The following is a 22,383-nucleotide window of genomic DNA, read 5'->3' on the forward strand; positions in this document are numbered from 1 at the left end:
TCAGGCGAACAGCCGCCCCTGCCCCGGCGAACGCGCATCGAGCCCCGCCGTGCGCACGAGGTCCCAGAAGCCCGCAGGCGAGCTCGACACCACGGGCACCGACAACCGCGCCTCGACTTCGCGCACCGCGTCGAGCGTGACGAGGCCGCCGCACGAGATCAGGATGCCGTCCGCGCCGGGCTGCGCATCGAACACGCGCAGGCACAGGTCGACGAGCACCTGCGTGGGCACCTGGCCCACGGCCTGCACGTCGGAGATCGCCAGCCCTTCGAGCGCGAGCGGCTCGAAGCCGCTGTCGTCGAGGTAGCGCCGCAACTGCGCGTTGACCTCGTCGATGTAGGCCGTGGCCACCGCCACGCGGCGCACGCCCAGGTGGCGCAGCCCGCCGGTGATGGCGTTGCTCATGGTCGTGCAGGGCAGCCCGGTGGCGCGGGCCATCTCGGCCTGCAGTTCGCGGTTGAAGGCCGCGCCGCGAAAGAAGCTCAGCGAGGTGCCCATGAGCGAAACCGCGCTCGCGCCCTCGGCCTTGAGCGCAACGGCCTTCTCGACCACGGTGTCGATCACCTCGGTGTAGCCGCGCGTGGAGATCTCGCCGAGGCCGAGGCCCAGCGCGCTGAAGCGGATGCGCTCGCCGTAGAGCAGCGGGCCGTCCACCGGCACGGCGCCGGCGGCCGGTGGCACGATGAGGCCGAGGTGGGGCACGGCCATCATCACTTGCCTTCGGCCACGATGCCCTGCTCGGCAATGATGCGCTGCCAGCGCTTGGTCTCCTCGGCCATGTCCTTGCCGAGCTGCGCTGGCGTGGCATAGGCGCGCAGCGTGCCCTGGGCGGTCGCCGCGGCAGCGGCTTCGGGCGTGTCGAGCACGGCCTTGACCGCGGCCGACAGCTTCTCGACGACCTCGTCGGGCGTGCCGGCCGGCGCGAGCACGAAGATGCGCGGCGCCACGTCGAAGCCCGGCAGCGCGTCGGCCATTGCGGGCACGCTTTCGGCGCCCTCGAGCTTCGCGGTGTTCATCAGGCCGATCGCGCGCAGCTTGCCGGCCTTGGCCTGCGCCATGCCGGCCGTGGCGCTGACCACGCCGATCGGCACCTGGCCGCCGACCACGTCGGGCACGATCTGCGCGGCGCCGCGGTACGGCACGTGCACCACCTTGCTGCCACTGGTCTGCTTGAGCATCTCGAAGCCCAGGTGATGCACCGTCCCGACGCCCGAGGTGGCATAGGAGTAGTGTCCCGGGCGGGCCTTGAGCTCCTTGACGAATTCGGCCGGCGTCTTGGCCGGAAAGTCGTTGCCCGTGACGATCATCAGCGGCGAGACGAACGCGCCCGCCACCGGCCTGAAGCTGGTGAGCGGATCGACCGAGGCCCTGGGCTGCAGCAGCTTGGCGGCCAGCAGCGCGCTGTCGCCCATCATGAGCGTGTAGCCGTCGGGTGCCGACTTGGCGACGAATTCGGCCGCGATCATGCCGGTGGCGCCGGTGCGGTTGTCGACCAGCACCTGCTGCCCGAGCACGGTGGCAAGCCGGGTGCCGAGCAGCCGCGCGACCGCATCGACCCCGCCGCCGGCCGAATAGCCGACCACGAGCCGGATCGGCTTGTCGGGGTACTTCTGGGCCCAGGCGGCGGGAGCCGCGAGCAAGGTCGCAAGGCCGAGGGCCGTGGCCGTGCGCAAGGCGTGGCGACGGGCGGGGCGAGTGATTTCTCTAGCTTTCATCATGTCTCCAGGTTTTCTGTCAATGCCGTCTGCGCGGCTCTATTCAAGTGCACCCGCGGAACGGGCTTTGCCCGGCTGCCGGGTGCGCCCACCAGTGGGGGGAAGCGCCGAAGGCGCAACGGGGGGCGTCCTTCCTATGCCTTGCCCTTGCCGCCGGAGGTGGGCAGCTTGGCGAGTTCGCGCACGCGGTCGGCATTGGGCGAGAAGCCGAGCCCCGGTGCCTCGGGCAGCGTCAGCCAGCCGTTTTCGGGCACCGGGAGGCCGTCGAAGATCTGCTTGAGCATCTCCACCGCCACATAGTGGTATTCGACCAGCCCGCCGTTCGACACGCCCGCATGCAGGTGCATGTTGTGGAACGGCCAGGCGCCGCCGTTGTCGATCGGCACGTTGAAGGCCGCGGCCATGCCGGCGATCTTCAGGCACTGCGAATAGCCACCCGAGATCGTCACATTGGGCTGCAGCACGTCGGCGGCCTGGTTCACCAGCAGGTCGCGGAAGCGGAAGGCCAGGCCTTCGTTCTGGCCGCAGGCGAGCGGAATGCGCGTGCGGCTGCGCAGCGTCGCCATCTGGCGCACGTCGTTCTGCGTCAGCGGCTCCTCGAAGAAGCTGATGCCGTAGGGCTCGATGCGCTGCGCGAGTTCGCTCGCATGGAACAGGTCGAGGCCGCAGTTGGCGTCGACGTAGAGCTTCACGTCGGGGCCGACGGCCTCGCGCACGGCGGCGACGCGGCGCACGTCCTCGGCGATCACCTCGTCGAGCGGGCGCGGCTCGTCGCGGCGCGCGAGCGCGTGGTTGCCGACGGTCATCTTCAGGCGCTGGAAGCCCTGCGACACCCACAGCTTCGCGGCGGCGGCAAGCTGGTCGCGCTCGAAGAAGCCGAAGCCGAAGGTGGCATACACCGGCACCTTGGCGCGCGCGCCGCCGAACAGGCGCCACAGCGGCTGGCCGAGCGCCTTGCCCTTCAGGTCCCACAGTGCGATGTCGAGCGCGGCGATGGTGTGGCTCGCATAGCCGGTCTGCCCGCGCGGCGAGAGCAGCCAGTAGAGCTTCTCCCAGAGCCGCTCGGTGGCCATCGGGTCTTCGCCGATGAGCGCCGGGCCGGCCACGTCGCGCACGGCGGCGGCAATGATCTCTTCCTCGGTGATGGCGGTCATGCCGTGGCCGACGAGGCCGGTGTCGGTCTCGATCTCGGTGAGGCACAGCGACAGCGATGTCTGCTTGTTGAGGCCGACCACGTCGATGGTGACGGGAATGTTCAGTGGCGTGGCGCTGACGCGAACGATCTTCAAGTGCATGTCTCCTTTGGTTTGCACGCATCTTTGCGCGGCGGCCGCGGGAGAACAATTCTTTTTTGGCGAGCGCGAGCCTTCGTGCGGCGCGAAGGCTCGGCGTCGGCGCGGCGTCAGTCGGGCCGACCGAGGTGGTCGAGCACCGAGCGCGCGGCCACGGTCAGCTCGTTCAGCCGGCGCACGCACAGCAGGTGCCGGCGCGCGGCCCAGGGCGCATCGAGCTTGAGGCAGCGCAGCTTGAGGATCTGCAGCTGCGGGAGGATCGCCGCATAGGGCAGCAGGCCGATGCCGACGCCCTGCTCGACCATGCGGCAGACCATGTCGAAGCTGCCCACCTGCATGCGCACCTTGAGCGGCACCTGCGCCTCGAGCGCGGCGGCCACCATCACCCGGTGCAGCGCCGTGCCTTCGCGCACCACGATATGGTCGTGGCGCAGCACTTCGTCCACGCCGATGCGCCGGCGCCGCGCGAGCGGGTGGTCGCGTGCGACCACCACCGCCAACTCATCGCTGCGGTAGGGCAGGCACTCCAGGCCTTCGGCGGGCGTCTGGCCCTCGATCACGCCGATGTCGGCCAGGCCGGCCTGCACGGCCTTCACTACCTCGGTGCTCGCACGCTCCTGCAGGTCAATCTTGAGCACCGGGTGCAGCCGCAGGAACGAGCCGATCTGCGCCGGCAGGAACTGCGCAATGGCCGATGCGTTGGCGGTGATGCTGACCACGCCCGCCACGCCGTTCTGGAAGTCGTCGAACTCGGCGCCGAGCCGGTCGAGCGCCGACAGCACGGCGCGCGCATGCAGCAAGAGGCCGTGGCCGGCCGAAGTGAGCGTGACGCCGCGCGCATGCCGCACCAGGAGCGGCAGCTTCGCGCGCGCCTCGAGGTCGGAAATGCGCTTGCTCGCGGCGGCGAGCGCGATATGGCAGCGCTTGGCACCTTCGCTGATGCTGCCGTGGTCGGCCACGGCGGCGAAGAGGCGCAGCGACTTGAGGTCGGCGGACAAGGCGAGCGGGCTCTCGGGATGCGCGCGGGGTTTACTGCCGCGCGGTGCGTACGTTCGCCGGCAATGCCTGCGGCGAGCTGGTGCGGAATGGGTTGATGTCGAGCCCGCCGCGGCGCGTGTAGCGCGCGTACACCGCGAGCTTGTTCGGCCCGCAGCGCTTCCAGATGTCGGTGAACATGCGCTCGACGCAGGGCTCGTGGAACTCGTTGTGGTTGCGAAAGCTCACGATGTACGCGAGCAGCCCGGCCTGGTCGATGGCGGGGCCGCTGTAGCGGATCTGCACGCTGCCCCAGTCGGGCTGGCCGGTGACGAGACAGTTGCTCTTGAGCAGCCGGCTCGTGAGCGTCTCGTTCACGGGCGGCTGGCTGGTGTCGCTCGACAGCAGCTCGGGCGCGGGCTGGTAGTGGGTGCACTCGATGTCGAGGCGGTCGAGGTCGAGCCCGTCGAGCTCGTGCACCGGCTCGCGGTCGAACATGTCGGGCGCGAGCAGCTTCACGCCGATGCCAGCGGCCTGGCCGCTGCCGCGCCAGAGCGCTTCGGACAGATCGGCACGCAGCCGGTCGCGCACCGCCTCGAGGTTGGCGAACGGGCTGCTGTTGAAGCTGTTCAGGTAGAGCTTGAACGATTTGCTCTCAATGATGTTGGGCGTCTCGCAGGGAATGGTGAAGTGCGCGATGGCGAGCTGCGGCTTGCCGCGCAGGTTGAGCCAACTGACCTCGAACGCGGTCCAGAGGTCGGCGCCGAAGAACGGCAGCGCACCGGCCTGGATGCCCATGGCTTCGCGCTGGGTGGCCCGCGGAATCGGGAACAGCAGCGTGGGGTCGTACTTGTCGGCGTAGTCCGAGGCGCGGCCGAGCTGCGACTGCTCGGGCGTGTTGGGGCCGGAACCGGCGTTGGGGGGGATGTTGTCGAGGCTCATGGTGTGGGGTGCTCCAGCGCCACATTCAGGAACGGCGCGATATGGTTGACGAGGATGGCGCACACCTCGGGCGGCAGGTCGTGGCCCATGCCGGGAATGCCGATGAACCGGGAACCCGGGATGCGCTTGGCGGTGTCCACGCCGCAGGCGGTCGGCACCAGCGCATCGGACTCGCCGTGCAGCACCAGCGTGGGGCACTTGATGCGCGCAAGCAGCTGAGGCCGGCCGGCATCGGCACCGATCGCGAGCATCTGCCGGAAGATGCCGGACGGCCGGTAGGCGCGCCGCATGCTGAAGGTGAGGCGCTCGGAAAGCGCCTCGGTGCTCTGCGGATAGGTCGGGCTCTGGATGAGCCTGAGCAGCCGGACGCTGTGCGCAACGAGGTCGGCCTCGCCGCCGCCGAGCGGACGCCTGAGAAGCATGGCCGCGACGTCGCTGCGCGGCCCCGGCAGGCCGCGCGCGCCGCTGGAGCTCATGATGCTCACGAGGCGGGTCACGCGCTCGGGCCACTCGGCCGCAAGGTGCTGGGCGATCATGCCGCCCATCGAGGCGCCGACGACATGCGCCTGCGGGATGCCGAGTGCATCGAGCACGCCGAGCGAATCGCGCGCCATGTCCTGCAGCGTGTAGGCCGAGCGCACCTGCAGGCCGAGGCGGTGGCGGATGGTTTCCCACACCACGTTGCCGGTGCCGGCATGGTCGAAGCCCTCGCTCAGGCCGGCATCGCGGTTGTCGTGGCGCACCACGCGAAAGCCCGCATCGACGAGCCCCTGCACGAACTCGTTCGGCCAGCCGATGAGCTGCATGCCGAGGCCCATGATGAGCAGCACCACGGGGCGGCCCTCGCCGCCGGTGTCGTCGACCTCGATCTGCAGGCCATTGGCGCGAACTTTCATGCGCCTACCGAAATTCGCGCTCGCGCAGCCACTTGGTCGCGACCCATTTCTCGCCCGCGAGCACGGGGGCGCCGCCATGCAGCGTGCGCGTGCCGGGGTCGGGCGCGTCGTAGCTGAAGAACACGCCGGTGCCGCGCACGGGCGCCACTTCGAGGCCCACGTCGGGGAAGGTGGTGGCGCCGCCCTGCTCGGGCTCCTGCAGGTACATGACGAGCGTGGCGACGCGCTGGCCGCCGCGCTTGAGGATGGTGGGCGTGCCGGGCTCGTCGGGGTCGAAGTAGTCGAAATGCGGGCGGTACTGGGCGCCGGGCGCATAGCGCAGGATCTGCAGGCCCTCGCCGAATTCGAGCGGCCAGCGCAGCAGCCGGGCAATGCGCGCTTCGAGGCGCGCGACGCATTCGTTCTCGCCGCGCTCGAAGAACATGCCCTCGCTGGTGCGGTCGATGTTCAGCACTTCGCCGCCGGTGCGCGTCTCGACCGTGAGCGAGCGCGCGAGTCGCACCCGCGCCGCGGCGATCAGGGTCTCGCACTCCTCGGGCGACACGAGGTTGCCGAAGACCACGACGCGCGGATGCTGCAGTGTCTGCAGCACCTGCACGCGGCGGTCTCCCACGTCGATGTAGAGCGGCGCGCCCTCGAGGTCGGGGCCGGGCATTTCGGTGCGCCGGGGCGGCTGCACGGCTTCGAGCGAGGGAAAGCCCGTCTCGAGCTGCGCGAGTGCGAGGTCGGTGGCCGCGTCCTGCCATCCGGCCTCGCGCATCGACGCGCGCAGCGCGGGCACCGAGTGCCCTGCCGCAAGCTGCGACACCAGCCATTCCTTCAGCTCGGGACTGATCGCCTGTGACATCTCAAGTCTTCCTCCTGAAAACGAGCCGCTCGGCACGGGATGCCTGCGCGTCGAAACCATAACCCTCGAGGTCGAATTTTTCCAGCGCCCGCGGCGTGGCGGCCTTGTGCAGCACGGCCCAGCGCGCGAGCAGCCCGCGCGCGCGCTTCGCATGGAAGCTCACGATCTTGTAGCGGTCGGTCTTCCATTCCTCGAACACGCATTCGACCACGCGCGCCTTGAGCGCCTTCAGGTCGACCGAGCGGAAGTACTCCTGCGACGCCACATTGACCACCACCGGGGTGCGGTCCGCCACAAGGCGCTCGTTCAGAAGCTCCGCGATGCGCGTGCCCCAGAAGGCATACAGGTCCTTGCCGTGCCGGTTGGCAAGCGGCGTGCCCATTTCGAGGCGGTAGGGCTGCAGCAGGTCGAGCGGGCGCAGCACGCCGTACAGGCCGCTGAGGATGCAGACGTGCGCCTGCGCCCAGGCCAGCTGCGCGGCAGTGAACGAACGCGCATCGAGGCCGCCATAGACGTCGCCGTCGAAGGCGAAGGCCGCCTGGCGCGCGTTCTTCGGCGTGCTCTTGCCGGACCAGGCCTGGTAGCGCGCCACGTTCAGGGCCGAGAGCTTGTCCGAGAGGTGCATCAGTTCGGAGATCTGCTGCGGCGACTTCTCGCGCAGCAGCCGGACCAGCTCGGCAGAGGGGCCGCGTGGGGCCTCGAAATGGGGAATGGTGGCGGGGATCTCGGCGGGAACGGGGGTGTCGTAGTCGAGCGACTTCGCGGGGGAGAGCAGGAACAGCATGCCGGAATTATCAGTGGCTGCCGGAATGGAAGCCCCCCGAAGCGCCTGCGGCGCCTCCCCCCACCGGGGGGCGCACCCGGCGGCCCGGCGAAGCCGGTTCCGCGGGTGCCCTGGGCGAGGCCGGCCATCCCTCGTGCAATGCGGGCGGAACGCAGCGCCATCGTGATGCGTAGCCGGCCGGTAAAATCGCCGGCAATCCCACCCTGTCACCAGCGGCACCCGAGGGTGCCGTTTTGCATTTGCCATGAGCGAACCCACCTCCCCCATTGCCCAGCCCGGCCTCGAGAGCCTGTCCAAATCCTTCGAACCCGCCGCCATCGAGGCGCACTGGGGCCCGGAGTGGGAGCAGCGCGGCTACGCCCGTGCCGGCTTCCGCGGCACGCAGCAGTCCAAGGACGGTGCCGAGTCGTTCGCGATCCAGCTGCCGCCGCCCAACGTGACGGGCACGCTGCACATGGGCCATGCCTTCAACCAGACCGTGATGGACAGCCTGACGCGCTACCACCGCATGAAGGGCGACAACACGCTCTGGGTGCCGGGCACCGACCATGCCGGCATCGCGACGCAGATCGTGGTGGAGCGCCAGCTGCAGGAACAGAAGATCAGCCGCCACGACATGGGCCCGACGCCGGCAGAGGCGCGCAAGAACTTCGTCGCCAAGGTCTGGGAGTGGAAGGAAAAGAGCGGCAACACCATCACCCGCCAGATGCGCCGGATGGGCGACACGGTCGACTGGAGCCGCGAGTACTTCACGATGGACGACGACCTCTCGAAGGTGGTCACGCAGACCTTCGTCGCGCTCCATGAAGAAGGCCTGATCTACCGCGGCAAGCGCCTGGGCAACTGGGACCCGGTGCTCAAGACCTCGGTCAGCGACCTCGAAGTCGAAAGCGAAGAGGAAGACGGCTTCCTCTGGCACATCGCCTACCCGCTCGAAGGCGGCAGCGGCACGCTGACCGTGGCGACCACCCGGCCCGAGACCATGCTCGGCGACACGGCCGTGATGGTGCACCCGGAAGACGAGCGCTACCGGCACCTGATCGGCCAGCGCGTGCGGCTGCCGCTGGTGGGGCGGCTCATTCCGGTCATTGCCGACGACTACGTCGACAAGGAATTCGGCACCGGCGTGGTCAAGGTCACGCCCGCGCACGACTACAACGACTACGCCGTCGGCCAGCGCCACAAGCTCGAGGTGATCGGCATCCTCACGCTCGACGCCACCATCAACGAGAACGCGCCCGAGAAGTACCGCGGCATGGACCGCTTCGTGGCGCGCAAGGCCGTGGTGGCCGATCTCGAGGCGCTCGGGCTCATGGTCGAGATCAAGAAGCACCGGCTCATGGTGCCGCGCTGCACGCGTTCGGGTGCGGTGGTCGAGCCCATGCTCACCGACCAGTGGTACGTGGCGATGACGCGGCCCGGCGCCGACGGCCAGTCGATCGCGCAGAAGGCCATCGACGTGGTGAGGTCGGGCGAAGTGCGCTTCGTGCCCGAGAACTGGGTCAACACCTACAACCACTGGATGGAGAACATCCAGGACTGGACCATTTCGCGCCAGCTCTGGTGGGGCCACCAGATCCCGGCCTGGTACGACGAGGACGGCAACGTGTACGTGGCGCACGACGAGGCCGAGGCACAGGCCAAGGCGCCGGGCAAGCAACTCCGCCGCGACGAGGACGTGCTCGACACCTGGTATTCGTCGGCGATGGTGCCCTTCTCGTCGCTCGGCTGGCCCGAGAAGACGCCAGAGCTCGACCTGTACCTGCCTTCGAGCGTGCTGGTCACGGGCTACGACATCATCTTCTTCTGGGTCGCCCGGATGATCATGATGACGAAGCACTTCACGGGCAGGGTGCCGTTCCGCGACGTGTACATGCATGGCCTGGTGCGCGACGCGCAGGGCAAGAAGATGAGCAAGTCCGAGGGCAACGTGCTCGACCCGGTCGACCTGATCGACGGCATCGCGCTGCCCGAGCTGCTCGACAAGCGCACGCAGGGCCTGCGCCGCCCCGAGACCGCACCGGCGGTCCGCAAGAACACGCAGAAGGAGTTTCCCGACGGCATCCCGGCCTTTGGTGCCGACGCGCTGCGCTTCACCTTTGCCTCGCTCGCCTCGCTCGGGCGCAACATCAACTTCGACAGCAAGCGCTGCGAGGGCTACCGCAACTTCTGCAACAAGCTCTGGAACGCGACGCGCTTCGTGCTGATGAACTGCGAAGGCCAGGACTGCGGCCTGTGCGAACACACGAAGGAAGAATGCGCGGTGGGCGGACCGGCGCACGGCTACCTGAAGTTCAGCCGCGCCGACTTCTGGATCGTGTCGCAGCTGCAGCGCGTCGAGGCCGAAGTGGCCAAGGGCTTCGAGGAATACCGGCTCGACAACGTCGCCAACGCGATCTACCAGTTCGCCTGGGACGAGTTCTGCGACTGGTACCTCGAGATCGCGAAGGTGCAGATCCAGACCGGCGACGATGCGCAGAAGCGCGCCACGCGCCGCACGCTGATCCGCACGCTCGAGGCGCTGCTGCGGCTCGCGCATCCGATCATTCCGTTCATCACCGAGGAACTCTGGCAGAAGGTGGCGCCGGTGGCCGGGCGCGAAGGCGAATCGATCATGGTGGCGGCCTATCCGCAGAGCCAGCCCGCCAAGATCGACGAGGCCGCCGAGGCGCACGTGGCGCGGCTCAAGGCGCTGGTGGACGCCTGCCGCACGCTGCGCGGCGAGATGAACGTGTCGCCCGCCACGCGCCTGCCGCTCTACGCGGTGGCCGACGATGCCGAGGGCGCGGCGTTCCTGCGCGATGCGGCGCCAGTGCTGCAGGCGCTCGCCAAGCTCAAGGAAGTGAAGGTCTTCGACGACGAGGCCGCGTGGGCCGCGGCCGCCGAGGCTGCGCCCGTGGCGGTGGTGGGCACGGCGCGGCTGTGCCTGCACATGGAGATCGACAAGGCCGCCGAGAAGCTGCGCATCGGCAAGGAGATCGCGCGCGTCGAGGGCGAGGTCCAGAAAGTGAACGGCAAGCTCGGCAACGAGGCCTTCGTGGCGAAGGCGCCGGCCGCGGTGATCGACCAGGAGCGCAAGCGGCTGGCCGATTTCAGCGCCACATTGGAGCGTTTGCGCGACCAACTTGTGCGCCTCGGCTGACACATGTCAATTCGGGCAGGGTTTAGCATAAGAAGGCGGCATTTAGATGCCGCTTTTCGACCGTAAACCTTCTTCTTCAACCGAACGAACAAACGCCCGAACTGTCCATGCCCACACCCTCGACACGCATCCGCAAGGCCGTATTCCCCGTTGCCGGGTTCGGCACCCGCTTCCTGCCCGCCACCAAGGCGCAGCCAAAGGAAATGCTGCCGGTTGTCGACAAGCCACTCATCCAGTACGCGGTTGAGGAAGCCTACGCAGCGGGCATTCGCGACATGATTTTCGTAACTGGCCGAAACAAACGTGCCATCGAAGACCACTACGACACCGCCTACGAACTGGAGAGCCAGCTAGAAGCCAGCGGCAAGACCGCGCTGCTCGACATCGCGCGCTCGGTGATGCCCGACGACATGACCTGCTCCTACGTGCGCCAGCCTCGCATGCTGGGCCTCGGCCATGCGGTGCTCTGCGCCGAGCACCTGGTGGGCAACGAGCCCTTCGCCGTGCTGCTGGCCGACGACCTGATGGTCGGCCCGTCAGGTGGCGAGCCGGTGCTGGCGCAGATGACGGCCGCCTTCGAAAAGCTCGGCGCTTCGCTGCTCGCCGTGCAGGAAGTGCCGCTGGAACACGTCAAGCGCTACGGCATCGTGGCCGGCCAATCGATCGGCGACGACCTCGTGAAGGTCGACCGCATGGTCGAGAAGCCCAAGCCCGAGGACGCGCCGTCGCGCCTTGGCGTGGCGGGGCGCTACATCCTCACGCCCGGTGTGTTCGACGAAATACGCAACCAGCCCAAGGGCGCGGGCGGCGAGATCCAGCTCACCGACGGCATCGCCGCGCTGATGAAGAAGGAAGCGGTCTACGCCTATGCCTACAAGGGCACGCGCTACGACTGCGGCAGCAAGGAAGGCTTCCTGCAGGCCTCGGTGGAACTGGCACTCGCGCACCCCGAGGTCGGCGGCCAGTTCCGCGAATACCTCAAGAGCCTCGAGCTCTGAAACGGAAAGGGGCCCCGCGGGGCCCCTTCTCTTTGGCGGTCAGCGCCGCTTCAGCACGTGGATGAAGTCGCTGCCGACCGTCTGCTGCTCGACCAGCTCGTTGCCGGTCTGCCGCGCAAAGGCCTGGAAGTCGCGCAGGGAACCTGGGTCGGTCGACACGACCTTGAGCAACTGGCCGCTCGCCATGTCGTTGAGCGACTTCTTGGCCTTGAGGATGGGCAGCGGGCAGTTCAGGCCCCGCGTGTCGAGTTCGCGATCAATCTGCATGGGTCTTGGGCTCCTCGGGCGGCAGGACGAGGCCGCGCCGCCGCTCTTCGTTCTCGGCCGCGGTAAAAAACACCGGCTCGTGCCCGCGCGTGCGCAGCCAGTCGGCCAGCGCGTAGCCGGTGCCTGCAGGCCAGCACTTGAGCGCCGGCAGGTCGTAGAGGCGGTAGTCCACGAGTTCGGGCGAGAGCTTCACCTCGCCGTCGGCCACCACGTGGTAGGCAATGATGATCTGGTTCATGCGCTGGAAGTCATAGGCGCCCACGAGCTTCGTCGCACTGACGTCGAGGTTGGTTTCTTCCTTGACCTCGCGCGAGATGCCTTCTTCAGGCGTCTCGCCGGCTTCCATGAAGCCCGTGATCAGCGCATACATCTTCGCGGGCCAGGCGGCGTTGCGAGCCAGCAGCACCTGGCCGCGGTACTCGACGATGGCCGCGAGCACCGGCGTCGGGTTGTTCCAGTGCGTGTGGCCGCACGACGGGCAGCGCAGCCGCTCCTTCGGGCCGCCGTCTTCCATCAGCGCGATCCATTCGAGCGGGGTGGCGCAGGCCTGGCAGAACTTGGGGTGGACCATCGGGTTCAGGCCGGGAACACGCCGGTGGACAGATAGCGGTCGCCGCGGTCGCACACCACGAAGACGATGGTGGCGTTCTCGACGGTCTTGGCCACCTCGAGCGCCACCCATAGCGCGCCTGCCGCGGAGATGCCGCCGAAGATGCCCTCCTCGCGCGCGAGGCGCCGGCACAACTCTTCGGCGTTGTCCTGGCTCACGCTGATTTCCTCGTCGACCCGGCTCGCGTCGTAGATCTTGGGCAGGTATTCGGTCGGCCACTTGCGGATGCCCGGAATGCGCGACCCCTCGGCCGGCTGCGCGCCGACGATGCGCACCGCGGGGTTCTTTTCCTTCAGGAAACGGGAGACGCCGGTGATGGTGCCCGTGGTGCCCATCGCGCTCACGAAATGGGTGACCTTGCCCTGGGTGTCGGCCCAGATCTCGGGGCCTGTGGTCTCGTAGTGGATGCGCGGGTTGTCGGGGTTGGCGAACTGGTCGAGCACCCGGCCCTTGCCCTGCGCGACCATCTGCTCGGCGAGGTCGCGCGCGTATTCCATGCCGCCGCTCTTGGGCGTGAGCAGCAGCTCGGCGCCGAACGCCTTCATGGTCTGGGCGCGCTCGACGGAGAGGTCTTCCGGCATGATCAGCACCATGCGATAGCCCTTGACGGCCGCGGCCATGGCCAGCGCGATGCCCGTGTTGCCCGACGTGGCCTCGATCAGCGTGTCGCCGGGCTTGATCTCGCCGCGCTCCTCGGCGCGCTTGATCATCGAGAGGGCCGGACGGTCCTTGACCGACCCTGCGGGGTTGTTGCCTTCGAGCTTGGCGAGAATCACATTGCCGCGCCTGGCGTTCTCGGCCGCGTCGATGCGCTGCAATGCCACCAACGGCGTCTTGCCGATGGCGTCTTCGATCGTCGGATAGTTCATGGCAGGCACTGTGCCATAATTTTGGGCTTCCTTCCGGATGTGCCCGGGTGGTGAAATTGGTAGACGCAGGGGACTCAAAATCCCCCACCGAAAGGTGTGCCGGTTCGATTCCGGCCCCGGGCACCAACCAAGCGAGGTTCCGTGAGCAAGGAAATGTTCGAACGTTCCGCTGCGCCCGGCGGCGTGCACCACCGTCTCGCTGCGATGGTCGGCGATTGGGAAGGCCGTTTCCGGTTGTGGTACGAGCCCGAAAAGCTGGCCGAGGAATCGGTGCAGCGCGGGCGTATCCGGCTGGTCGGCCGCGGCAGGTTCCTGCTGCACGAATACGAGGGCCATTGCAGTGGCGCGCCTTTCGAGGGCGTCGCACTGTGGGCCTACCATCTCGACGACAACGCCTTCGAGTGCGCCTGGGGCGAGAGCTTCGGCACCGGCACATCGATCATGTTCAGCACTGGCCGCGTCGACGTCGAACGGTTTGGCGCGCTGGGCAGCTACGGCGAGGGCCCTGGAGGCCCGCGCTGGGGCTGGCGCACCGAGCTGTCGCAGCCCGACCCGGAGCACCTGAACATCCGCATGTTCAACATCACGCCCGCGGGAGACGAAGCGCTTGCCGTGGAGGTCAACTACACCCGGACGCCCGTGCAATCAGCCCGGTATGCACCGTCGGATGCGCAAGCCGCACCCGCAGCTCGCGCTTGAGCCGCGCGTTGTCGAGCCGGCGCGATTCCCCCATGAAGCTCAAGAGCTGCACCGGCAGCTGCCGCTCGGCCTCGTCGCGCGCCACGCGCGGCGGGCGCGGCAGGCCGTAGAGATCGGCCGCGAGGTCGATGTAGTCGCCCATGCGCAGCTCGGTGTCGTCGGCGGTGTGCACCACGCGCTGCGGCCGGCCACGATAGAGCGCCGCCACACAGGCGCGCGCCAGGTCCTCGGCGTGGATGTGGCTCGTGTAGACGTCGTCCTCGCGCCGCAACACGGGCGTGCCGCGTTCGAGCCGCTGGCGCGGCGTGCCGCCCACGCGGTCGGGCGCATAGATGCCGGGAATGCGCAGGATGCTCGCGCGCACGCCCGCACTGCGGCCGAGCCATCGCACGGCGCGTTCGGCGTCCACGCGACGGTGGGCGCGCGGCGTGTCGGGCTGCACGGCGCGCGTCTCGCTCACGCGGGCGCCGCCGCAGTCGCCATACACGCCGCTGGTAGAGCCGTAAACGAGGGCCCCCGGCGCCGTGCGCAGCCGCAGCGCACGCACGAGCGCGGTGGTCCGCAGGTCGCGCCACCAGGCCGCGCCGCCGTCGCGCGCGGGCGGGGCCAGGTGCAGCACGCGGGTGGCGATGCCGGCCAGGCGGCGCAGGCTCGCCGGGTCGTCGAGGTTGCCCTGCAGCGGTCGAATGCCCGCGGCACGCAGCGCGGGCACCCGGTCGGCCGATGAAGTGAGCGCTACCAGCTGCAGGCGGCCAGCAAGGCGGCCCGCCACGCGCTGGCCCACGTCGCCGCAACCGACGATCAGCAGGCGCTCACGCCGGAAGCGCGCCGGCAGCGCGCCGGAAGGGCTATTGATTGAAGGCAAAATCCGGGTTCCTTTCCCTTTTTCAGACCCAGGCTGAAAGAAGCCGAAGAATACCGATGACTGTTGCAGCGCCGCACGATGCGGGCTTTTCCATCACCGTCGAGCCCAGTGGGCGTCACTTCGTGGTGCATGGCGACGAAACCATTCTCGCTGCGGGCATCCGCCAGGGCATCGGCCTGCCGTATGGCTGCAAGGACGGCGCCTGCGGCTCGTGCAAGTGCCGCAAGCTCTCGGGCGAGGTCGAGCTCGGTCCGCACCAGAGCAAGGCGCTGAGCGCCGAGGAGCAGCTTGCGGGTTACGTGCTGACCTGCTGCGCCCATCCGAAGAGCGACGTGGTGCTCGAGTCGCGCCAGGTCACGGAAGCCGGCGCGCTGCCGATCCGCAAGATGCCGGTGCGCGTGCTCGCGCTCACGCAGCTGTCGCACGACGTGATGAAGCTCCGCCTGCAATTGCCGGCTGGCGAGCCGCTGCAGTTCCATGCCGGCCAGTACGTCGAGTTCATCCTGCGCGACGGCGTGCGCCGCAGCTATTCGATGGCGAATGCGCCGCACACGCTGGCCGAACCCGGCACGGGGATCGAGCTGCACCTGCGGCACCTGCCGGGCGGCAAGTTCACCGACCACGTGTTCAATACGATGAAGGAGAAGGAGATCCTTCGCATCGAAGGCCCCTACGGCAGCTTCTTCCTGCGCGAGGACTCCGACAAGCCGATCGTGCTGCTGGCCTCCGGCACGGGCTTCGCGCCGATCAAGGCGCTGCTCGAGCACATGAAGTTCAAGCGCATCGAGCGGCCCGCCACGCTGTATTGGGGCGGCCGCCGGCCCGAGGACCTCTACATGGACGATTGGATGCGCGCGCAGCTGGCCGAGATGCCGAACCTGCGCTACGTGCCCGTGGTGTCCAATGCGACCCCCGACGACAACTGGACCGGCCGCACCGGCTTCGTCCACCGCGCGGTGCTCGAAGATTTCTCCGACCTGTCGGGCCACCAGGTGTATGCCTGCGGCGCACCGATCGTGGTCGAATCGGCCAAGCACGACTACGTCGGGATGGCCGGCCTCCCCGAGGACGAGTTCTTCGCCGACGCGTTCACCACCGAAGCCGACAAGGCCCTGCCCTGAGCGTCTTCGGCTTGCCCTGCCCTGGTCTGCCGGGGAATTCGAATCACCCGAAACGAGAAAAAATGAAGACGAGACACTTCCTCCTTGCGCTGTGCGCAACCGCCACGCTCCTTGCCGCCGGCCAGTCCACGGCGCAACAGCAGCGCCCCATCCGCCTCGTGGTGCCCTATGCACCGGGCGGCCCGATCGACATCACGGCGCGCGTGCTCGCCGAGCGCGTGAAGGACAGCCTGGGCACGGTCATCATCGACAACAAGCCGGGTGCAGGCGGCAACATCGGCGCCGACGCGGTGGCCAAGGCGGCGCCCGACGGGCTCACGATCGGCATCGCCGCCACGGCCACGCATGCGGTCAACCCGTGGCTCTACAGCAAGATGCCGTTCAATGCGGCGACCGATTTCGCACCGGTCACGCAGATGGTGCGGGTGCCGAACGTGCTGGTGATGAATGCCGACACCGCCAAGCGCCTGAACATCAATTCCGTGGCCGACCTGATCCGCTACGCCAAGGCCAACCCTGCCAAGCTCAACTACGGCAGCGGCGGCAACGGCAGCGCAGGGCACCTCGCGGGCGAGCTGTTCAAGAAGCAGGCCGGCATCTTCGCGCTGCACATCCCTTACAACGGCGGCAATCCGGCGCAGCTGGCGCTGCTCTCGGGACAGGTCGATTTCAACTTCGACAACCTCGCGACGGCGGCACCGAACATCCGCTCGGGCAAGCTCAAGGCCATCGCTGTCACGAGCCTGCAGCGCAGCAGCGCGATGCCCGATGTGCCGCCCGTGTCGGACACGCTCAAGGGCTTCTCGATCGACACCTGGTGGGGCCTGGTCGCACCGGCCGGCACGCCGCAGGATGTGCTCGCCAAGCTCAACCAGGCATTCGTGGCCGCGCTCAATTCGCCCGAGACGAAAACCCGCTTCGCCTCGCTGCTGGCCGAACCGGTCGCCAACACGCCCGAGCAGTTCGGGGCGTTCATGAAGAGCGAACTCTCGAAATACGAAGGCGTCGTGAAGGCAACCGGCGCAAAGGTGGACTGACGCCCCAAAGAAAACGGCCGCCCGGAGGCGGCCGCCTGGCGCTGGAACCGGTCTATTCGCCCAGGTACGCGGCGCGCACGCGCGGGTCGCGCAGCAGCGCCTTGGCATCACCGTCCATGGTGATGAGCCCCGACTCCATCACGTAGCCTCGGTCGGCCAGTTGCAGCGCGCGATTGGCGTTCTGCTCGACCAGCAGGATGGTCACGCCCTGCGCCGAGACGGTCTGCACCACCTCGAAGATCTTGTCGCACATGATCGGCGACAGGCCCATGGTGGGCTCGTCGAGCAGCAGCACCTTGGGCCTGGCCATGAGCGCGCGGCCCATGGCGAGCATCTGCTGCTCGCCGCCCGACATGGTGCCCGCGAGCTGGTCCTTGCGCTCGCGCAGGCGCGGAAAGGTGACGAACACGCGCTCCATGTCGGCGGCGATCTCGGCCTTGTCGTTGCGGATGTAGGCGCCGATCTGGAGGTTCTCGGTGATCGTCATGCGCGTGAAGACGCCGCGGCCTTCGGGCACCATCACCAGGCCCTCGCCGACCAGGTCCCACGCGCCGCGGCCCTTGATGCTGCGGCCCAGGAACTCGATGCTGCCGGCGCCCGCGGGCAGCGTGCCCGTGATGGCCTTCATGGTCGTGGTCTTGCCGGCGCCGTTCGAGCCGATCAGCGAGACCAGCTCGCCCTCGCGGACTTCGAAATCGACTCCCTTCACGGCCTGGATGCCGCCGTAGCCCACGCGCAGGCCCGAGACCTTCAGCAGGGTCTTGCCCGCCGCCTTGGCTTGCGCCGCGGCGCTCGTGGTCGAGGGCGTGGTGGTCGTGGCGTCGCTCATGCTTGCAGTCGTGCTCATGTCAGTGGGCTCCCGTCCCGAGATAGGCCTCGATGACCTTTTCGTTCTTCTGCACTTCGTAGGGCGTGCCTTCGGCGATCTGCTTGCCGTAGTCGAGCACGGTGACGCGGTCGCACAGGCCCATGATGAGCTTCACGTCGTGTTCGATGATCAGGATGGTCCGGTCATCCTTGCGGATGCGGTCGATCAGCTCGCGCAGCAGCACCTTCTCGGTCGAGTTCATGCCGGCGGCCGGTTCGTCGAGCGCGATGAGCTGCGGATCGGTGGCCAGCGCGCGTGCAATTTCCAGCCGGCGCTGGTCGCCGTACGACAGCGTACGCGCCTTGTAGTCGGCGAACTTGCCGATGCCGACATAGTCGAGCAGCTGCTGCGCGCGTTCGGCGATGGCCTTTTCCTCGGCCTTGAACGAGCGGGTGCGCAGCATGGCGCCGAACACACCCGAATGGGTGCGGATATGGCGCCCGACCATCACGTTCTCGATCGCCGTCATCTCGGCGAACAGGCGGATGTTCTGGAAGGTGCGCGCAATGCCGGCCTTGGCGACTTCGTGCACCGCCGTGGGCTGGTAGGGCTTGCCGGCCAGCTCGAAGCTGCCGCTGTCGGGCGTGTAGAGCCCGGTGATCACGTTGAAGAAGGTCGTCTTGCCGGCGCCATTGGGACCGATCAGGCCGTAGACCTGGCCGCGCTTGATCGTGATGCCCACGTCCGAAAGCGCCTGCAGGCCGCCGAAGCGCTTGGAGATGCCGCGGACTTCGAGGATGGTGTCTGTCGTCATGTCTTTTTCTCCTTGGTCAGGGATTGATCGACATGGGACGCGAAGCATCGCCGGGCAGTTCGTCGGCTGGCGTGTCGATGCCGGGCGCATGCGTCTGCAGCGAGCCGGGGGCCACCGTGGCGTGCGCCGGATCGACCGGCACGCCGCCCTTCTTCTTCAGCGTCTTGCCGTGCTCGGGCGAGGGCCACAAGCCGCGCGGCCGCACGAGCATGATGCCGATCATCGCGAGCGCGATGAACAGCTGGCGCAGGATGGAGGCATCGAGCCGCCCGTCGGTCATCGTCTGCAGCGGACCGGCCACGTAGCGCAGCACCTCGGGCAGTGCCGCCAGCAGCACCGCGCCGAGGATCACGCCCGGCAGGTGGCCGATGCCGCCCAGCACCACCATGGCGACGATCATCACCGACTCCATGAGGCTGAACGATTCGGGGGAAACGAAGCTCTGGAACGACGCGAACATCGCGCCCGACACGCCACCGAAGCTCGCGCCCATGCCGAAGGCCAGCAGTTTCATGTTGCGGGTGTTGATGCCCATGGCCTTGGCCGCGATCTCGTCCTCGCGGATGGCCATCCAGGCGCGCCCGATGCGCGACACCTGCAACCGATGCGAAATGATCACGGTGGCGACGACCAGGGCCAGGAACAAGTAGTAGTACAGCGTGACCGACGAGATCGTGAAGCCCTCGAACTTCAACGACTTGCCGAGGTCGAGCCCCCAGAACTTGATCGAGTCGATCGAGGTGATGCCCTTCGGGCCGTTGGTGATGTTGACCGGGTGGTCCAGGTTGTTCAGGAACACCCGGATGATCTCGCCGAAACCCAGCGTCACGATGGCAAGGTAGTCGCCGCGCAGCTTCAGCGTGGGCGCACCGAGCAGCACCCCGAGCACGCCGGCCACGAGCAGCGCCAGGGGTATCACGATGAGCAGCGAGGTGTGCAGCCCGTTCGGGAACATGGCCTTGAACCACGGGAAGGTGTCGGACAGGTGGCTCGAGCCCATCAGCGCGAAGAGGTACGCGCCGACCGCAAAAAAGGCGACGTAGCCAAGGTCGAGCAGGCCGGCATAGCCCACCACGATGTTCAGGCCCAGCGCGAGCAGCACGTAGAGCAACGCGATGTCGGCGATGCGCACCCAGGCATTGCCCTGGGTTTGCAGGAGGATCGGCAGTGCGAGCACCGCGACGACGCCCAGGATGTAGAGCGCGAGGTTTTTGCTGTTCTTCATGGTGTGCTGCTCCTCAGGCCCGGTCCGCCACGCGCTCGCCGAGCAGCCCCGAGGGTCGCAGCGTGAGCATGACGATCAACACGATGAAGGCGAAGATGTCGCTGTAGTGGCTGCCGAGCACACCGCCAGTCAGCGTACCGATATAGCCCGAGCCGATGGCTTCGATCAGCCCCAGCAGGATGCCGCCGACGACCGCGCCGGCCAGGTTGCCGATGCCTCCGAACACCGCCGCCGTGAAGGCCTTGAGGCCGGGCAGGAAGCCCATCGAATGCTGTGCAATGCCGTAGTTGGACGCATACATGACGCCCGCGATGGCCGCGAGCACCGCGCCGATGATGAAGGTGGCCGAGATGACCATGTCGGGCCGGATGCCCATGAGCGCCGCGACGCGCGGGTTCTCGGCCGTGGCGCGCATCGCGCGGCCGAGCTTGGTGTAGTTGACGAGCCACATCAGCACCACGAGCGAGAAGGCCGTGACGCTGAGGATCATGACCTGCGTGGGCGAGATCACCGCGCCGCCCACATGGATGGGGTCGGTCGACAGCAGGTTGGGATAGGCCTTGTTGGTGGGCTTCCAGATGATCATGGCCAACGTCTGCAGCAGGATCGACATGCCGATGGCGGTGATCAGCGGCGCGAGCTTGGGGCTGTTGCGAAGCGGTCGGTAGGCGACCTTCTCGATCACGAAATTCAGCGTGGCGGCCACCACGCAGGCGATGACCAGCGCGATGATCAGGACGAGCCAGCCGGGCGCGCCGGGCATCGATTCCTGCATCAGGCCGATGATGGTCCAGCTGGTGAGCGCGCCCACCATCAGCACCTCGCCGTGCGCAAAGTTGATCAGGTTGATGATGCCGTACACCATGGTGTAGCCCAAGGCTATCAAGGCATACATGCTGCCGAGGACCAGACCGTTGATGATCTGCTGCAGCAATATTTCCATAACGCGTTCCCTTTTTGTCGCACCCGTCGCGGATGCAGTTCACCCACCGTGGCACCGGTTGGGCGCCTTGGCCTGATAAGCAAAAAACCAGCCAGCATGTGCCGCTGGCTGATTTGTGGGCGGGATTGTAAGCATCCACCAGCTTCGTTCTGGTGCACGCCGTACGGGGTTTACCCGCTCACGCCATGCTGTATGCGTGTGAAGTCATGCATGGCGCGGCGCGCCGTTGACGAACGCGTATCAGTCTTCGCGCCCGGCGTTGCGCCGGCGCAGTTCGCGCAGCTTTTCTGCGATGCGGATCTCGAGGCCGCGCTCGACGGGCTGGTAGAAGACCTGGCCCTCGAGGCCGTCGGGCAGGTAGCGCTCGCCGGCGGCGAAACCACCCTCCTCGTCATGCGCATAGCGGTAGCCCTTGCCATAGTCGAGCTCTTTCATGAGCTTGGTCGGCGCATTGCGCAGGTGCATCGGCACCGGGCGCGTGCTGTCTTTCTTGACCAGCGCGCGCACCGCGTTGTACGCGCTGTAGACCGCGTTCGACTTGGGCGCGATCGCCAGATAGACCACGCATTCGGCCAGCGCGAGTTCGCCCTCCGGCGTGCCGAGCCGCTCGTAGACCTCGGCCGCGTCGAGCGCCAGCCGGAGCGCGCGCGGGTCGGCCAGGCCTATGTCTTCGCTCGCCATGCGGATCAGCCGCCGCGCCATGTAGCGCGGATCGGCGCCGCCGTCGAGCATGCGCACGAACCAGTAGAGCGAGGCATCGGGATCGCTGCCGCGCACCGACTTGTGCAGCGCGCTGATGGTGTCGTAGAACTGCTCGCCGCCCTTGTCGTAACGCCGCATGCGCTCGCCGAGCACGCGCAACAGCCATTCATCGTTGATCTGGACCAGTTTCTCGGCGCGCGCCGCTACAGCCAGCGTCTCGAGCGTGTTGAGCAGGCGCCGCGCATCGCCGTCGGCGTAGGCGATCAGCCGGTCGACTGCGGCGTCTTCGATCGCAGGCACCGCCCCGATCGCCTGTGCCTTGCCCACGATCTGCTTGAGGTCGGCCTCCGTCAGCGGCTGCAGCACGTACACCGCGGCGCGCGAAAGCAGTGCCGAGTTGACTTCGAAGGACGGGTTCTCGGTGGTGGCGCCGATGAAGGTGAAAAGGCCCGACTCCACATGCGGCAGGAAGGCGTCTTGCTGGCTCTTGTTGAAGCGGTGCACCTCGTCGACGAAGACGATGGTGCGTCGCTGCTCGAGACCGTCGCGCACCGCCGTGGCGCGATCGACAGCCTCGCGGATGTCCTTGACGCCGCCGAGCACGGCACTGATGCTGAGGAACTGCGCATCGAAGGCGTCGGCCATGAGCCGCGCGATCGTCGTCTTGCCGGTGCCGGGCGGCCCCCAGAGGATGCACGAGTGCGGCTGGCCCGATTCGAACGCAATGCGCAGCGACATGCCTGGGCCGAGCAGGTGCTGCTGGCCGATCACTTCGCCGAGCGTCTTCGGACGCAGGCGCTCGGCGAGGGGTTGGTGCGACGAGGTGGCCAAA

General features: G+C 67.8%; 22 protein-coding genes and 1 tRNA gene. 6 read left to right on the top strand and 17 right to left on the bottom strand.

The features are described 5' to 3' along the window. From AC3A6J_RS03220 to yaaA, 8 genes are all read right to left on the bottom strand, one after another. The gene (locus AC3A6J_RS03220; protein WP_487858452.1) at positions 1–708 is read right to left on the bottom strand and encodes an arylmalonate decarboxylase; all 708 of its coding nucleotides are present in this window, start codon (positions 706–708) and stop codon (positions 1–3) included. A gap of 2 nt (positions 709–710) precedes the next feature. Beyond that, entirely contained in the window at positions 711–1,715 is a 1,005-nt protein-coding gene (locus AC3A6J_RS03225) for a Bug family tripartite tricarboxylate transporter substrate binding protein (RefSeq protein WP_487858453.1), read from the bottom strand. Positions 1,716–1,849: 134 nt separating this feature from the next. Beyond that, positions 1,850–3,004 (bottom strand): mandelate racemase/muconate lactonizing enzyme family protein, encoded by a 1,155-nt coding sequence (locus AC3A6J_RS03230; protein WP_487858454.1) that lies wholly within the window; start codon positions 3,002–3,004, stop codon positions 1,850–1,852. A gap of 113 nt (positions 3,005–3,117) precedes the next feature. Next, positions 3,118–4,005: a LysR family transcriptional regulator gene (locus tag AC3A6J_RS03235; protein ID WP_487858455.1), complete on the bottom strand. Its 888-nt coding sequence runs from the start codon at positions 4,003–4,005 to the stop codon at positions 3,118–3,120. Positions 4,006–4,036: 31 nt separating this feature from the next. Continuing rightward, the gene (gene queF / locus AC3A6J_RS03240) at positions 4,037–4,924 is read right to left on the bottom strand and encodes an NADPH-dependent 7-cyano-7-deazaguanine reductase QueF (protein WP_487858456.1); all 888 of its coding nucleotides are present in this window, start codon (positions 4,922–4,924) and stop codon (positions 4,037–4,039) included. Then, positions 4,921–5,820, bottom strand: coding sequence for an alpha/beta fold hydrolase (locus tag AC3A6J_RS03245; protein ID WP_487858457.1), 900 nt, complete (start codon positions 5,818–5,820; stop codon positions 4,921–4,923). Before AC3A6J_RS03245 ends, queF begins: the two co-directional genes overlap by 4 nt. A 4-nt stretch (positions 5,821–5,824) precedes the next feature. After that, entirely contained in the window at positions 5,825–6,667 is an 843-nt protein-coding gene (locus tag AC3A6J_RS03250; RefSeq protein ID WP_487858458.1) for a 2OG-Fe(II) oxygenase, read from the bottom strand. A 1-nt stretch (position 6,668) separates the two neighbouring features. Continuing rightward, complete coding sequence (yaaA, locus tag AC3A6J_RS03255) at positions 6,669–7,451, bottom strand: peroxide stress protein YaaA (protein ID WP_487858459.1); 783 nt, start codon at positions 7,449–7,451, stop codon at positions 6,669–6,671. A gap of 244 nt (positions 7,452–7,695) precedes the next feature. Between yaaA and AC3A6J_RS03260 the strand changes: the two genes are divergently transcribed. Both AC3A6J_RS03260 and galU read left to right on the top strand, forming a co-directional pair. Further along, positions 7,696–10,593, top strand: a complete 2,898-nt coding sequence (locus AC3A6J_RS03260; protein ID WP_487858460.1) for a valine--tRNA ligase — start codon at positions 7,696–7,698, stop codon at positions 10,591–10,593. A 107-nt stretch (positions 10,594–10,700) separates the two neighbouring features. Further along, on the top strand, positions 10,701–11,591 hold the full coding sequence (gene galU / locus AC3A6J_RS03265; RefSeq protein ID WP_487858461.1) for a UTP--glucose-1-phosphate uridylyltransferase GalU: 891 nt from the start codon (positions 10,701–10,703) through the stop codon (positions 11,589–11,591). A gap of 39 nt (positions 11,592–11,630) precedes the next feature. Here the strand turns inward: galU and AC3A6J_RS03270 are convergent, their stop codons facing one another. Genes AC3A6J_RS03270 through cysM form a run of 3 tightly spaced genes read right to left on the bottom strand, consistent with a single transcriptional unit; the run spans position 11,631 to position 13,337 of the window. Further along, positions 11,631–11,858 carry a sulfurtransferase TusA family protein gene (locus AC3A6J_RS03270; RefSeq protein ID WP_487858462.1) on the bottom strand — a complete coding sequence of 76 codons (228 nt, stop codon included), beginning with the start codon at positions 11,856–11,858 and terminating at the stop codon, positions 11,631–11,633. Then, positions 11,848–12,429, bottom strand: a complete 582-nt coding sequence (locus AC3A6J_RS03275) for an NUDIX hydrolase (RefSeq protein WP_487858463.1) — start codon at positions 12,427–12,429, stop codon at positions 11,848–11,850. The genes AC3A6J_RS03270 and AC3A6J_RS03275 overlap by 11 nt, the downstream gene beginning before the upstream one ends. Positions 12,430–12,434: 5 nt before the next feature. Beyond that, positions 12,435–13,337 carry a cysteine synthase CysM gene (gene cysM, locus AC3A6J_RS03280; protein WP_487858464.1) on the bottom strand — a complete coding sequence of 301 codons (903 nt, stop codon included), beginning with the start codon at positions 13,335–13,337 and terminating at the stop codon, positions 12,435–12,437. 41 nt (positions 13,338–13,378) lie between these two features. On the opposite strand from cysM, the gene AC3A6J_RS03285 reads away from it, so the two are divergent. Both AC3A6J_RS03285 and AC3A6J_RS03290 read left to right on the top strand, forming a co-directional pair. Next, positions 13,379–13,463, top strand: a tRNA-Leu gene (locus tag AC3A6J_RS03285). A 27-nt stretch (positions 13,464–13,490) separates the two neighbouring features. Beyond that, a complete protein-coding gene (locus tag AC3A6J_RS03290) occupies positions 13,491–14,036 on the top strand; it encodes a DUF1579 family protein (protein ID WP_487858465.1) in 546 nt (181 codons plus the stop codon). Here the strand turns inward: AC3A6J_RS03290 and AC3A6J_RS03295 are convergent. Continuing rightward, entirely contained in the window at positions 13,957–14,901 is a 945-nt protein-coding gene (locus tag AC3A6J_RS03295) for an NAD-dependent epimerase/dehydratase family protein (protein ID WP_487858466.1), read from the bottom strand. The genes AC3A6J_RS03290 and AC3A6J_RS03295 overlap by 80 nt on opposite strands. A gap of 56 nt (positions 14,902–14,957) precedes the next feature. Here AC3A6J_RS03295 and AC3A6J_RS03300 point away from each other — a divergent pair, with 56 nt between their 5' ends. Together AC3A6J_RS03300 and AC3A6J_RS03305 are read left to right on the top strand one after the other, a co-directional pair. After that, complete coding sequence (locus AC3A6J_RS03300; RefSeq protein WP_487858467.1) at positions 14,958–16,022, top strand: CDP-6-deoxy-delta-3,4-glucoseen reductase; 1,065 nt, start codon at positions 14,958–14,960, stop codon at positions 16,020–16,022. 62 nt (positions 16,023–16,084) lie between these two features. Continuing rightward, positions 16,085–17,059: a Bug family tripartite tricarboxylate transporter substrate binding protein gene (locus tag AC3A6J_RS03305; RefSeq protein WP_487858468.1), complete on the top strand. Its 975-nt coding sequence runs from the start codon at positions 16,085–16,087 to the stop codon at positions 17,057–17,059. Between the two features lie 52 nt (positions 17,060–17,111). Here AC3A6J_RS03305 and AC3A6J_RS03310 read toward each other — a convergent pair whose 3' ends face one another. The 5 genes from AC3A6J_RS03310 to AC3A6J_RS03330 all read right to left on the bottom strand — a co-directional run bounded on the left by AC3A6J_RS03310 (position 17,112) and on the right by AC3A6J_RS03330 (position 22,382). Beyond that, positions 17,112–17,888 (bottom strand): ABC transporter ATP-binding protein, encoded by a 777-nt coding sequence (locus AC3A6J_RS03310; protein ID WP_487858631.1) that lies wholly within the window; start codon positions 17,886–17,888, stop codon positions 17,112–17,114. 19 nt (positions 17,889–17,907) lie between these two features. Further along, complete coding sequence (locus tag AC3A6J_RS03315) at positions 17,908–18,681, bottom strand: ABC transporter ATP-binding protein (RefSeq protein WP_487858469.1); 774 nt, start codon at positions 18,679–18,681, stop codon at positions 17,908–17,910. A gap of 16 nt (positions 18,682–18,697) precedes the next feature. Then, positions 18,698–19,906 carry a branched-chain amino acid ABC transporter permease gene (locus AC3A6J_RS03320; RefSeq protein WP_487858470.1) on the bottom strand — a complete coding sequence of 403 codons (1,209 nt, stop codon included), beginning with the start codon at positions 19,904–19,906 and terminating at the stop codon, positions 18,698–18,700. 13 nt (positions 19,907–19,919) lie between these two features. Continuing rightward, positions 19,920–20,849 (bottom strand): branched-chain amino acid ABC transporter permease, encoded by a 930-nt coding sequence (locus AC3A6J_RS03325; protein ID WP_487858471.1) that lies wholly within the window; start codon positions 20,847–20,849, stop codon positions 19,920–19,922. Between the two features lie 240 nt (positions 20,850–21,089). After that, positions 21,090–22,382 (bottom strand): replication-associated recombination protein A, encoded by a 1,293-nt coding sequence (locus AC3A6J_RS03330; protein WP_487858472.1) that lies wholly within the window; start codon positions 22,380–22,382, stop codon positions 21,090–21,092. Position 22,383 lies beyond the last annotated feature (1 nt).

The organism is Variovorax sp. Soil_C_39 (assembly GCF_057656815.1).